General features: G+C 53.5%; 12 protein-coding genes. 7 read left to right on the forward strand and 5 right to left on the reverse strand.

The features are described from left to right. Window positions 1-390: 390 nt before the first annotated feature. A complete protein-coding gene (locus ACYJRZ_RS19420; protein ID WP_459461642.1) occupies window positions 391-1,059 on the reverse strand; it encodes an SOS response-associated peptidase family protein in 669 nt (222 codons plus the stop codon). Window positions 1,060-1,931: 872 nt separating this feature from the next. On the opposite strand from ACYJRZ_RS19420, the gene ACYJRZ_RS19425 reads away from it, so the two are divergent. Next, window positions 1,932-2,873 (forward strand): hypothetical protein, encoded by a 942-nt coding sequence (locus tag ACYJRZ_RS19425; protein WP_459461644.1) that lies wholly within the window; start codon window positions 1,932-1,934, stop codon window positions 2,871-2,873. 78 nt (window positions 2,874-2,951) lie between these two features. Beyond that, a complete protein-coding gene (locus ACYJRZ_RS19430) occupies window positions 2,952-4,133 on the forward strand; it encodes a hypothetical protein (protein ID WP_459461646.1) in 1,182 nt (393 codons plus the stop codon). A gap of 639 nt (window positions 4,134-4,772) precedes the next feature. On the opposite strand, the gene ACYJRZ_RS19435 is transcribed toward ACYJRZ_RS19430, so the two are convergent. After that, entirely contained in the window at window positions 4,773-5,747 is a 975-nt protein-coding gene (locus ACYJRZ_RS19435; protein ID WP_459461648.1) for a hypothetical protein, read from the reverse strand. 79 nt (window positions 5,748-5,826) lie between these two features. Between ACYJRZ_RS19435 and ACYJRZ_RS19440 the strand changes: the two genes are divergently transcribed. Further along, a complete protein-coding gene (locus tag ACYJRZ_RS19440; RefSeq protein WP_459461650.1) occupies window positions 5,827-6,348 on the forward strand; it encodes a hypothetical protein in 522 nt (173 codons plus the stop codon). Window positions 6,349-6,791: 443 nt separating this feature from the next. On the opposite strand, the gene ACYJRZ_RS19445 is transcribed toward ACYJRZ_RS19440, so the two are convergent. Then, window positions 6,792-7,658 (reverse strand): RpnC/YadD family protein, encoded by an 867-nt coding sequence (locus ACYJRZ_RS19445; RefSeq protein ID WP_459461652.1) that lies wholly within the window; start codon window positions 7,656-7,658, stop codon window positions 6,792-6,794. A gap of 597 nt (window positions 7,659-8,255) precedes the next feature. Between ACYJRZ_RS19445 and ACYJRZ_RS19450 the strand changes: the two genes are divergently transcribed. Beyond that, a complete protein-coding gene (locus tag ACYJRZ_RS19450; protein ID WP_459461654.1) occupies window positions 8,256-10,001 on the forward strand; it encodes a reverse transcriptase family protein in 1,746 nt (581 codons plus the stop codon). A gap of 149 nt (window positions 10,002-10,150) precedes the next feature. Further along, on the forward strand, window positions 10,151-10,537 hold the full coding sequence (locus ACYJRZ_RS19455; protein ID WP_095436684.1) for a hypothetical protein: 387 nt from the start codon (window positions 10,151-10,153) through the stop codon (window positions 10,535-10,537). 78 nt (window positions 10,538-10,615) lie between these two features. Here ACYJRZ_RS19455 and ACYJRZ_RS19460 read toward each other — a convergent pair whose 3' ends face one another. Then, window positions 10,616-10,849, reverse strand: coding sequence for a hypothetical protein (locus ACYJRZ_RS19460; protein WP_233788796.1), 234 nt, complete (start codon window positions 10,847-10,849; stop codon window positions 10,616-10,618). A gap of 133 nt (window positions 10,850-10,982) precedes the next feature. Continuing rightward, entirely contained in the window at window positions 10,983-11,273 is a 291-nt protein-coding gene (locus ACYJRZ_RS19465; protein ID WP_152096700.1) for a hypothetical protein, read from the reverse strand. Window positions 11,274-11,574: 301 nt separating this feature from the next. Here ACYJRZ_RS19465 and ACYJRZ_RS19470 point away from each other — a divergent pair, with 301 nt between their 5' ends. Continuing rightward, window positions 11,575-12,459: an MBL fold metallo-hydrolase gene (locus tag ACYJRZ_RS19470; RefSeq protein WP_152096699.1), complete on the forward strand. Its 885-nt coding sequence runs from the start codon at window positions 11,575-11,577 to the stop codon at window positions 12,457-12,459. 255 nt (window positions 12,460-12,714) lie between these two features. Continuing rightward, a complete protein-coding gene (locus tag ACYJRZ_RS19475) occupies window positions 12,715-13,770 on the forward strand; it encodes an MBL fold metallo-hydrolase (RefSeq protein ID WP_152096698.1) in 1,056 nt (351 codons plus the stop codon). The last annotated feature ends 10 nt before the right edge of the window (window positions 13,771-13,780 follow it).

Here is a 13,780-nt window from a genome sequence, read left to right on the forward strand (position 1 = left end):
TAAACCAAAGCGCGAGATTTCTCTCCCAAACAGTTTATGGTACTGAAGGAACCCTGTATCTCCAGTACCTCTTCCTCACGCCCCAAACGAGCGCATTCAATGTCAAGCAAGTTCCTAAGCCGAGGTGCGATAATCGATACGATCAAAAGCGCCGAACGCATGAACGCATTGCAAAAGCGAAGCGGCACCCAACGTTACCATGTGGATGTAATATCATGCGGATGCCCCGATCCAAATTGCGGCGCTTTTCACAGACTCCGACTTGAGCGTCCCCTTCCCACGGCAGAAGAGGCGGAAGCCATTTTGCGCATACACAGCAAAACGCGGAAGCGTTCGTGAAGCTATCGTAATATCGCAGCCAGCTCTGTTCGATAGTGGCGTCAGGTAGACCTAGATTGGCATGGCCTCGCGACTGAGGAAAGATTTCTGCCGTGGAGGCATGCCACTGCGCCACAGATCGCGGGTTTGGAGCACATCGAACTCGTCCGATGGGATTGGCTCTCTGAACTGAAATGCGATGACGTCCTTTATGCTTCCATGGAGCCAGAGTTCCCATTCAGATTTCTTGAGCAAAACCGGCATTCGGTCGTTGAACGGTCGAACAAGTTCGTTGGCGGTCATTGTCATCCCTGCGAACACCGGACCGAATTCCTGTGTATTCCGACAGAACCCGGCCCAGGCGATCAACGGCTCCTTCGTGTTTGAGAACCAGGCCCTTGTTTTGCGTCCCTTCACCCCGTCCGGATTGGCAAAATGGGTTATTGGGATGAGGCAACGGTAGCGGGGGTCGACGACGATCCGGTCCCATAAGGGATTGGTCAGATCGGCGACCAGACCAATGCGTCCTGGTGGTTCACCGCTATACTGCATCTCCCGCGTGTGCCGGGGAAAACCCCACGACACAGACTTCAACAGTCGAAGGCCGTCCTTTTCGACGACGATCAGGCCTGGTGATCCCTCGACCGTCTCGCCCGGGACGGACATGGGCGAAGACATATCGACCTGGAAATGCTCAGCGATCTCCTCGATCGTACGAGCAACTGCAAATAGCCTGGACATGGTACCAGCCTCAGCTCTTCAGATTTGTTCTGAATACCATAAGAACAAAAAGAGAACAATCGGCTTCTTGATGATGTTATGAGGAGTGCAGGGTTGAGTGCTCGGGATTTGGAGAGCAAATTTCAAAATCCATATCGTCAACTCGGATGAGAGCAGCACATCCCCGATAGTTGAATCAGAACGCGAATTTTGTCATTGACGACTGTCGCCCGGTGGCGATGTCCCGATCAACCTTCCCAAATTCCCATGTTTCATCAAAATATTCCCTTAAATCTTTCCTCCTCCATGCTTTCAGGGTTCTAGGTGACTGGCAGGCGATAAGTTGCGGATGCATTTCGGCAATTCGGCAGCCCGCCAAGAGGCGGTTCCACCTGGGCTTTAATGGCGGTCTTCTTTTCTTACAGTTCGGCTGCAACGCACTCGACTTGACAGCTCTCCTCTGCGCGAGACGATCTCGATATCGCAATACCCGCGCTCTGCGGCACCATCAAAACGATGGCAGGAAGGGCAGGTCGACAGGGCCCCAATCCACTAGGTCTCACCATAACGCTCGATCGCAATCAGCACTGCAAGTTGCCTCTCACCGCAAGTTTGAGACTAAGCAAAAGATCCCACTGAACTTATCAATACCGAAATATAGAGGATAAAACGTTGACAATTCTCAAAACCTAAGATTGATTTACGCCAATTGCTTGGTGGAGGATAAGATGTATTTCAGAAAGGTGATTGTTGCGACAACGCTTGGCTTGCTCCTCGCCACACAAGTCCATGCACGACCGAAAATGCCAAGCTGCCCAGGCCTCGACAAAAATGGCCATCGTCTACCTCTCATACCAGGCCCCGTCTTACAGGCGACTTCTTCCGCAGACGATATGCAACCAATTCCCGACGACCTTGCGAGTACGGCGCGAAAGGCTGTCGGCTTCTTCGAAGCTGGCGGCGGCGGCGCATACTCAAATATCAGCAAGCTCGATACGATCTCTATCGGGTATCTACAATGGAATTGGGGCACAGGGAGCCTAATTACCGACTTCGTTGCTGCTCTGAAAGATAGTGACATCGCACTTGCACCACAGCCATTGCGGAACGATCTCGAGACACTGAAGAACTACCAGCGTCGAGTCGGAGTCGACAAGGTCGCGGCGGCGGCGATAGTCGCGAAGTGGACCTCCGGAGTCCCCGGAGACCCCTTAATCAGGGGCGTTCGGAAGTCAGTCCGCGAACAAATGTCGACGTGGCTTGATCAGCCGGCCATCCGAGCCGTGCAGGATGGGCTCATCGAGCCGAAGCTCCGTATGGCATATTCCTATGCCAGAAAGTGGCAGCTGGATACCTCCGACATTGGAGGAGATTCGGGAAACCTGAGGGAGACGACGACTAGCTTCTTCGACCTGCTAACTTACAATGCGGGACGGCAGGGCCTTTGGGTGCCTCACGTCCGGCATTTCCGTTCGCGGTTCGCGTCCAACCGCGAAATTGTCAACTTTATCGCGGATTGGACGATGTCGTGCGAAAGCGTCGTCAAGCCGATCAGAAAGCGGAGCCAGAAGGACACCACGCTGTATAACGCCAAGGAGGCTGCGGCCAACGCTAGAAGATGGAAGGCGACGGTCGCCGCAAACCCTCGAGCATTTTCGGACAATCAGACGAACCTGCTCATCTTCGGCTTTCTACGCACGCTGAGGTCCAATGGTGCCAACTCTCCCGACGGATTTCCGGGAATCTATCAGGCAGATGTCATGCTGCGGCGCGGAGCCGTCGCCCTTTCTGTCGGCACGATCCGCGGCCGTCCCGTTGAGGCCGCTTTGAAATGAAATTCGAGGAACTGTGCGGCGGCGGGTGCGGGTTCGTATAGCAATCACTCGTTCGAAAATTGAACCACACGAGGTAATATGAAGGCTGTACATATAGCTATAACTATTGCCGCGATGGTATGTACCGCGGCAGAGAGTGCTTCGGCCAAAGACACGGTTGATCTCGTTGTGCCGCAACCGAAGGATTACCCGACTTCGGACGTGCTGGCGAACATGGTCTACGGACGGATCGAATATTCGATCCTCATGAGCGCACACAAGAAAAGCGCAAAGCTGAGTTTCGAGCACTTCCTCCGCCAGGCGGTGACCAATGCGTTCGGAGGAGAGGACGGCAACTATGTCGTTACACTAGTCGTAAGGAACGGCGGCCAAGAGATCGCGAAGAAGGCAATATCTTCGTTCACTTGGAAGAATAAGAACTTCCTCTTCTTTACGGTCGAATCCACCATCACGAGCGAGATGTCGTTCAGCGGGCGGCTGTTGGACCATTTCCCGGTCACGAACAATAACAACAGTCTTCAGGTTAGCCTGCAGATCCAAGACAATAAAACCGTCGCCCTGGATACGGCAAGGTACAACATGTTCAGCGACCAAGTAAGCCTCATGAAGTTCAATCTTGTTCAACCGGCCGTCGAAATGAGCCCGCTGCTGAAGGTTCCACTGCAAGCGATGGAGTCTCTCATCAATTCATCGGACAAGGCGTCCTTATCCTCAGACACAACGATGTCCTTCATCGCCCTGAATAGCTCGAGCCCCAATCGGGTCGACTTCGCGGTGAATGGGCCAAAAAATCTCGGCGCGAAGATGAACAACGGCGAGAAAATGGGCAACGGCATGGTCGTCACCGTGAAACTCGAAACTGACCCGTCTCTCGTCGGGCAGATCGAGAACGGTAAGTTCAAGAACCTCGACACCAACAACGTCCTGCAGAAGGCGACCGTGGGCGCTTCGGCGGCGGCCGTGCCGTTCGAGAACGTATTGAATACCGATGCCAACAAATTGATTTTGAGCGATCTCATATCGCTCGACCAAGATAAGTTTCCCACCGGACGCACGCCTGGTTCCTTGTGTCGGAGGCTTTGGGACACGCTACAGAAGTACTTTACCGAAAGAGACGCACCGGCGATCTATGTCGCCTATTTGGACAAGTATAAAAAAGTTCTCGATGTCTCCGGCGCAAAGGCCGGCTGTGTCGACCAGTTTCAGACAACGATCTCCAATCTGGGCATTTCCCTTTCGAATGTATCCATCACGAAATAGGAATGGTCAGAAACGGACAACGAACCACTTCGCCGACGGCGGCGCGCCGGCTAGAACGTCTTCTACGGCTTGCGAGGGTCGCTTCTTCATTTCCACAAGCAGCAAGTAGGAGAGTGCTTGAGCCGATAGACTGCTCCCGAACGAAAAGCGCCTTTACAGCAGTAGACACAATGAGGATTGCCGATGAAGTCTTTCCAGCTCTTCTCCCGCATGCCGGTAGTATTCTCGGTTCCTTCACCAGGAAGAAGTCCAATCTCCTGTCGGAGCGACCAACTAATACCGCAGCTCTCAGCTTGCCATACTCGCCTCTCCGTTTGTGCCTCCCGACAATTCGCTGCTGTTTGCTTCCCATGAGATTTCACATGTCCGCTTCTCAATCCCATGATCCCGCACACGACAGCTTGCGCAGCATCTGTCTTCTTGATCACCGGGTTCGAAGCTTCGGGAGCCGGCCGCCGGGAAATCACGTCTGAATCGGCGTTGTAGTAGCGATCAACCGAATCCTTGGCAATCTCTAAAGGTATCGACCCCTTGTTCGCCTCGCTCAGAACCATCGCGGCTTTGAGTTTCTGTGCCTCGTACGGCAAACATTGGATACTAGGCGAGATTTCATCATGGAACCAGTGCGCCCAACGTGCACTACATTGCAGACGTACACTCGACTACTTTGTCCACGCCTCCGAACTTGTCGAGCAGGGTTCCAGCCTCTGCGTCGATCCAATCGACAAAGTGGCCAGCCGATGGTTGGTCTAGCACCTTGAATGCTCCCAAGCTCCCCTTGTACTTCCCGCTGTGACGGAAGATTGCAACCCGCAAGTCGCTTGTCCCGATCTTGGGTGACGCGAACCTTTCGACATCTTCACCCAAGGCGGACTTCTCTGTCGTAACAGGCGGTTTGTCGAGACCCGCCAGCTTCGCGACAAGAAGCGCGGAGGCCTCGTCCAGATTGCCGCCGGTGTCACCGACGAGGAAGCGGACTGAACGCTTCGTATGCGGTGCGACGATGACACCAAAATCACCCGGTGTCGCGTCCCATGCGATATTCCGGAACTTGCCCGGAATGACGAAATAAGGCACCGCCAGCGGATCCACTTGCGCCGCTTGCTTTCCGATATCGACCCATTTCAGAGGACTGTCTCCAATCTGGAGCTTGGTCGAGGTTTCGCTTGTGAACCAGTCGCCACGATTTCCACCCTGAAGAACGAGAACCGGCGGCGAGCCACCGGCACCACCCAGGCCTGTGGAAGCCATGTAGTTCTTCATCTTTGCCAGCTCATGGCCGCTGTCGTACCACGATTTGAAGGCTGACCGGCATGGTTGATAGCATGCCTTCGCAGCGGCCTTTCCTTTGCATTTCTGAGGCTTGAGCGCAGAGAGACCGTTGCAGACGTTCTCTACGCCTTGGTCGCGAACCCCATAGGCGGAAGAGGAGCCGTCGATGTCGATGGCGAGCTGGCTTACGGAAAACAATAGCGTGTCATTTCGGACTGAAATCGGTCGCTTGTTGAACGCTGCGAGTGGTTTCACATCGTCACAGGCCGCATAAGATGCTGTCGCGATCAGTGCGAAGGAAAGCGCCCAAAAGGGGATAGTAAATCGACTAGACCTTGACATTTTCGCATCCGCCCTTGAGAAATCACGATGCAATTAATGGTGGAATTACAACTACACCACTTCGCTCATGGAGGCAATAATGTCTACCGCAAAGTATTATCGAATAATCCGCAGCGTTCCGTACGCAACAATGTTGTTGCTATTCTCCGCGCAAGCGTCATTCGCAGACTCTGCAACCCATCAACTCTCCCTTGTAACTTCTTCGATCGAGGGCGACTGCGGTGGCGGCACCTGTACGCCAATGTGCTCCTTCAAGGCGCAATTGAAAAATATTGGCCACAGAACAAGCCGACCAATCGCGATCTACTTGCACTATCCGCTAGACGACCTGGGCAAGAAGACTGACGTGGCAGGCGGTGACGAGGAGGATGTTGCCGAGCACAGATCGATGGTCGCGTTGTACTTCCGCGAGCTGAAGGCCGGCGCGACGGACAACATTCGGGATGAAGCCAGACGAAAGACATGCGAGGAACTTGTGATCGACAAAATCGAGGTAACCTGCCCAGAGGAAAAAGACGGAAAGTGCCCCGGCTTCTACTACATCGAAATTCCTGAAGTGAAGGTTCCCTCAATCAAACATCAGAAGATCGAAGGGAAGTAGTTCTCGCCTGTTGACCATTTTGACTTTGAGTTCGATGAAGCTGAGAGGGTTTCGAGACGCGATTCATGAAACCCTCTCGCCATTCCTTGAACACGTTTGCGACATTACAGAACGGGTATCGTAAAGATCGACACTCGCAAAGGGTGAGTAACAGTCATGGCTATCTGGTATTGTATTCGTCATATTTCCCGAACAATAGGTTTTACTTGAGGGTTATGAGGAAGCGCAGAGTGCCGATACGCATATCGTCGAATCCATTCGAAGTATGGACCCCATCACTGCCGATGTAATTTCAAATTGTGGGCAGGCGATCAGGTAGCGGTCAACCCTGTCTTTGACTCGCGTTGCAACGGATAAGGGAATCTCCACCTTCATCCTTGCCGGCTGCTCACAACGCGCCACTTCGCGTAGATACCGAAAAGAGGATCGAATTGATAACCCCTCTAGATTTTTGGCCTGTTCCCATCGTCTTGCAGGATGGCCCCAGCAACAATCGATGCGCGAGGCGCACCTTGCCGCGTTATAGCTTTGTGCAGTACTTTAATTTTTGCCAAGCGCATGTCTGTAAGGATATTGCGCTCTTCGTCGCTTAGCGCCGCAAACCCTTCGTCAACGTAATAGTCTGAAATGAGATCGGCAATAGTCCCCACCGAAGCATGCTCAGCTGCTCTGGCAGTCAACGGAGTTTGTTGCAGAGCCTCGTACATGCCCATTTCGTCAATTATGTTTTCGACCATCTTTCGCATTCCTCTAAGGCCAGAAAGCTGAAGCAAGTAAAATAGCGATTCCATCCTTCGCGGCTCATTCTGCATAACACAAACTGCTCGCGTGAGCTCTTCCCAAGCATCTTTACCTTTACCACTCAACAAGAGTCCAAGTATGCGGTCTCCGAGGAAAGCTGACCTGTCCAATCGCTCGGACGGGTGGAGCTTCAGATTCACCGAGCGATATTGGTATGGCGCGCCAAAGTTCGGGTGAGTTTCCCGCATCGTATTGGTTTCCGGACCGATGTGGATGACGAATTGCTTAATGGTGATGTCGTCTCGCTCCCACTGATGAACCTTGTGGTTCAAGAGCGTGTAATAGTTCACCATCCGCCAATGCATCGTATCATCGACCTTAGTCTGGATTTCGATGTGTACGTAGAGCTTGTCATTTACTTTCGAAAAGTAATCCACGGTTCGACCAGTAAACCAACCTGCGTCATTCGGAAGAGCCTGCCCCCCGGAGATCGAGGTAATGGCCTCCACGAAAGCGCTTTTGGGATCGCTCATTATGGTTTTGAAAATAGCGTCGTACTGGCTAGCCATATTTCTTCTCCAAACAACGTGGCGCTATCAGATAGAAGTGAGCAAAAACTAAAGGCCTGCTTCTTTTAGCCGCTTTAGGCGTATTCGCGGACTCTTGAAACACGTTCAACTTGGGGCGCGTCCTGGCACCTACAGAAACTCGGAACGGTTCGAAAAGACCGATGCTTTCACCATCATCGCGAACTGTCATGGTTTACCGGCTCTTTGGCCGCTTCTTTGGCCAATCCGAAGATTGATATTTCTCTCTATATAACAATGACTAAGAGGTCATTTGGAGTGAACCCTGTCCCATTTTTGGGCCATTTCGCTGGTAGATTGCAAAGGCGAATCCTCAAGTGTCAACTACATCCCAACAACGTTCACTGAGCGTGAGCATCAGACAAGTCCCGCTCGTTGCGCTCGATTCCTTGGATCTTCTCAATCATAACATCCTCTTCAATGTGAAAGTGTATTGTAGGGTCCCTATTGCAACCAACCGTAAAATTATTATGGTCTTTGGGGGCGATGCGACTTCAAGGTTTGAGGCGCGAGTCGCGTCTGCCAATTCGGAACCACTTGCTTCGTGTTTTCGCATCGCCCTTTTCAATCGGTCGCCCAATGAGCTTCAACTACGACTTCACCCGCATCACCAGCAGGAGTTCCCTGCTTGTGGCACTCTCGATCGACGAGGTCCTGTTCGAGCAAGTACTCAACTTCGAGCCACCTCCTCCAGCTTGGCTGATGCCACTGTCACCACCGGACGAGATATCGAAGCTAAGTATTCCTGCATTTCTCCGGCACGATATTCCTAAAAGAAACGCGAAACGTGGTCATAGGACGGTTTTGGAACCTGTGCTTGCCAAGGCCATCTACAAGGCACTCGGACGAAGACTCGACAGCTTCTTTCGCCACAAACTTGATGGCTACCCACACGGATCCTCGTTCGGATATCGACCAGGACGTAATATCCGTGAAAATGCTGCCGTCCACTGCGGCAACAGGTATCTCCTATCGCTCGATCTCCAGAACTTCTTTCCTTCAATTTCGCGAAGCCGGATTGCCGGCATTTTCGAACAGCTTGGCATCGCCCCGGACATAGCAGCGCTTCTCGCCCGGTTCGTGACGATCTCTGACGCTCTGGCAATGGGTCTCCCGACAAGCCCGACAATTTCAAATGCCATCGCGCTTGGCCTTGATCAGGCACTCGAGCAATTGGCCCAGCGTTCAAGCGCAGTGTACACCCGCTATTCAGACGATATCAGTATCTCTGGCAAAGAAGCGCTTCCGGACCTCAAATTGATAACCCAAATCGTTTCGAACAATGGTTTCAAACTCGCAGACGAGAAGACAGGGCTATCCGTTCACGGCCAGGCACACTACGTTACTGGCCTGAGCATCAGCGATCCTGATCAGCCGCATGTTCCCAGAGCACAAAAGCGAAGGCTGAGACAGGAGCTATACTTTGCGCGAAAGTTTGGACTGGCGCAGCATTTGCAGCGACAGGGGATCAATGATTCCACCGTTGTTCAGCAAGAGGTCAATCGGCTCGACGGCTTGGTTAAATTCGTTGGCCATCACGAACCCAAGCTCTCGTCCGTCATAAAGCAGGAATGGTGCGAAATTCTCACTGCCGCCGATATGAAACCAAGCTTCGCACCTCGAGGGATGCATCGCGCACCTTTCGTCCTGGTCATAGATGAGGCAGAGTTTTCCAGAGATGGGCAGAGGTATCTCGCTCTCTGCATCGTGGTCAGCCAGCAAATGGATCGAGTAGCCGAGGAGACGGGGCGAGTCCTATCGAATGCGCTCAATGACCTTTGGGGAGATGGCAACCGTAATGCAATGCTCGCACGAGGTCTTCATTTCACTGACGCGACCAAAGACCTCCAACTCGCCTACATCAAAGAGCTGGCGACAATGCCGTTCGAAGGCTATGTCGCGTTTTGCGAATACGATGGCCCGAAAAATTACCAAGCGGCATACCTGCGATTGCTTTCGGCAATGATACCGCGACGCCTGATGGCCGCCGAAAGCCAGTACGCTGCCGTTCTAGTAGAGCAAAACAGCAAGGTCTCCCAGACAGCAATCACTGAACGCATCAGTGAGGTGGCAGCCGATCTCAAGCGTACCAACAATCGACGCCCAAAGGACACGTTGATCAAACTTCTTTCGAAGCCCAATCCTTTCCTCAGCCCTCCCGACTTTCTATTGGGAGTCCTGGGACAGTATCTAAAATCGAAACCTGCGGCCCCAGAACCTCGCGAAAGGCTCAGCTTCGAGCGACTGCGAGACAAATATCGGCTGATTCTCGATCTGGATGCACGTGCCGAGTACTCGCGGCGGCGTCCGATCGCCCCCTGGTGACCGGTTATCCATTGCGTGCCCTCATGCCTCTTGGATTTTTACTTTGATGAAGTGGTACGCCTCGAAAATTAAATCGGAGCGCGAATTTTATCATTGACGCTTGTCGCTTAGCGTGAATAGAATTTCATCAGCGTATTGGGGGAAATATAATGAATTTCAAATATTTGCTGGCTGCCGCCATGGCAACCGGTCTGTCATCTTGCGTAACGAATTACAAATACGAGCCGATCATTCCAAATCCTCCGAACATGGAGATGACGCAGGCTCGGTGCCAGATGATGGCGGGTAGCGTCGACCAAGGTTACATTGCCTTTGGCAGCACCAGCTACGTGACGGGGGCGGCAATCGGTAATGCTCTTGGCAACGCCATTCGAGAGGATCAATTCATGCAACAATGCATGACCATGAATGGCTGGAGACGCGTTGCTGGGCCGGGCCAAACCAGTTCGACAAAGCATTCATCCGGCCCTAAATGGACGCCGCCAAAACAGAGACCAGCGGTCCTCGGCGGGAAATTTCCCCCAGCCCCAAAATAGTGCCGAAAGGCTCCCGGTTAACAGTCAGCCCAGACCGCAAAACAGAAATCTGATCATGGCCGCCAAGACCGCCTCGCGTCACGGCGTGGTGAATTTCACCGCCACACCGCGCTGCCGAAAGTAAGCCTGCATAAGTTTCCTGCCAGAACGATTGTTGTGCGCGAGCCTGGTCGGATCGAACTCGGCCTCCTTCAAGCCCGCCCGCGCCAGGGCTGCCTTGAGATTCGCGATATGCAAATCAATGTCGGCATTGTCCGCCTGAAGCGATTCATAAATTCGGTTGATTGCATCTGCTACGCTCGGGTCGGTCACTCTCATACTCCTGTTATGGCTTCGCTTGCGCTTACCACATGTCTTGGCGTGAGGTCATTGTTTGATCGCTTCAAGTCCACAATGACAGGGATGATGCGAGCGGAATGATCTGAGCTGGGTCCAGCCGACTAAATCAACGCTCCGCGGCTACGATAGCCCGCAACAGCGGCGCATTGCTGAAGCCAACGTCTTCTCGCGTCACCCCCATGCGGAGGATCACCAGCTTGCGTAACGGGATAATGGTGATTGTCTGGCGTAGGTGACCGTTCAGCATGAAAGCATCGGATGGTAAGCCAGATTGAAGACCCTTCGCCAACCAAAGCTGGCCCCGACCATATTCTGGGCCGTGGCCATCGTCAGAGGCCGGAAAAGGCGTTCGCATGTAATCGACGAACCCGTCGGGCAAAAGCTGTTCGCCGTCCATTTTCCGCCCAACTGCAGAAACTCGGCAAAGCGTGCCCAATCATGCGCATTGGCTTTAGGAACGAGCGCCGGCGGGACAAGATGCGCCCCTAGCCTGCCAATTCTTGAAGCTGCTGGATGCGAAAAATCGGCGTCGTCACACGCCAGTTATGAAGCCTCAGAACAATCCCGGCGTCGCTCCCACCACATATATCTGCCTTTCAGCACGATGCGTGAACTATACACAAGTTGGACTGGTGCAAATCTGTCGCGTCTGAGAACCGTGTAGTGGATCTTGATAGTCCATTCGCAAGGAGAAAGACATGAAATCCCTGTGCATCTCAACTCTGATCGCGTGCCTCGCTGCCGTGCAGGTCTCTGCGGCAGATATGGGTCCCCAGCCAGCGCAGCCGGGTGCCGAGACTTTCACGCTCGGTGATTTTCGCATGACGTCACTGAGAGACGCGGTAAACGTCGTACCGAACGACGGTTCCGTGTTTGGCGCTGACGTCGGGCCAAAGGCAGTGGCCGAGGTTCTCACGAAGGCAGGACAAAAGACCGAGGCCATCGAACTATCCGTCGATGCCCTTCTCGCGCGGAGGGGTAGCGAAGCTATTGTGATTGATACGGGGCTAGGTCCGGCGATACCCGGAGCACTCGCCAGCAGCCTCAGCCTTGCCGGCGTCAAGCCGGACGAAGTGACGACGGTATTGATTACCCACGTGCATAGCGATCACATAGGTGGTCTAATCACTCGAGAGAAGCAATCCGCGTTCAAGCATGCCGTGATAAAGATCTCGGGGCCGGACTGGAAATGGCTTCAACAGCAGCCCGAAATGGCTGAACTCACCAGAGTGATTGCTCCGCAGGTAAGCACCTTCATCCCTGGAGAGGATGTGGCCATGGGCATCAAGTCGGTCCGCATACCGGGGCACACACCTGGTCACGTCGGATACATGATATCGTCCAAGGGTGAGACTTTGCTCGACGTGGGCGACACGGTTCATAGCTCCATCGTCTCCCTTGCGAAGCCCGACTGGGGCATGGGGTACGATAGTGATCGCGCGATCGGACGGACAAGCCGGCGAGAAGTACTCACTCAGCTTGCAGCAGATCATCAACTTATTTTCGCGCCGCACTTTCCCTACCCCGGAGTGGGCTGGATCGTTTCGCAGAGCGATCATTTCGAATGGCTTCCTAAGAAGTAGGAACGTAAACCCTCCCCTAAAACTAGAAAGCACGCGCGGACATTCCAGGATATCCCCGCGCGTGCTGGTGAGTTGTTACGCCCGCGGCTCAGCATGGCGACAGTGAAGCTAGACGTAGTGGTTCCTATTTCCGCGCGTCGCAGGATGGGCCAAATCTTTTAGCTATTTTTGGGTCTTTAGAACAAAGCGAGCGCCCCATAATGATACGGACCTCACGTTCGTTGGCGAATGGCAGCAAGCAACGAGGATCATTTAATGAAATCCCAGAAATCCAATAGATTCAAAGGTGTTTGCACCGCTGCTTTGGTGGCAGCGGTCCTGACAGCCTGGCCGCTACGTGCACAGTGTGCCGCAGCCGAGCAGACGACCAAGTCCAACGAAACGTCTGAGATCGCTCCGATTGGGGTCATGCCACTGGCATTCATGAAAATACCGCCTTCGGCTCGGGGGCCGGAGATCGACCGAAAGAAGGGCTATCGGATCGAAAGCCTCGGAAACGGTCTCTACATGGTCACGGACAACGCCTACCAATCAATGTTCATGGTCTATGATCATGGTGTTGTGGTAGTCGACGCACCGCCGTCTTATGCGGGCAAACTGAGGCAGGCCGTTAGCGAGATTACCGACAAACCCATTACGCATCTCATTTACAGCCACTCGCATGCCGACCACATTGGCGGCGCGGGGAGTCTCGGACCCATAAGCGTGATCATCGCTCACAGTGAGACAAAACGCTTACTGACGCGCGATGCCGACCCTCAACGCCCGATACCCACGATAACCTTCGAAGATCGATATACGCTTAAACTCGGATCGCAGATACTCGAGCTATCTTACCCCGGCAATGGTCACGAACCCGGCAACATCATGATATATGCGCCTGCCCAAAAGGTTCTGATGTTTGTCGATATCGTCTTCCCTGGCTGGATGCCGTTCCGCCGTTTTGGTGTTGCGCAGGACATTCCGGGATATTTTGAGCAAGTCCGAGAACTCGACCACCATCCGTTTGAAAAGCTGGTTGGCGGTCATGTGAGCCGCATCGGCACTCATGAGGACGTAAAGCTTCAGATCGAGTTCGACGACGATATCAAGGCAGCGACGTCAACGGCCTTGCACAGCCAAGCCTACGGCTCGGAGCTTAATGGAGCCGAGCCTGCGAACTCTTGGGCGCTCGTCAGTGACTACACGGCGCGAGTCGCTAGTCAGTGCGTTGCTACGATGACGCCAAAATGGAAGGACAAGCTGGCAGCGTTCGACACATTTATCTGGGATCAATGCTACGCGATAGAGCAGAGCCTTCGGGTAGACTAGCGCATGTATT

This window comes from Rhizobium sp. No.120, assembly GCF_054558365.1.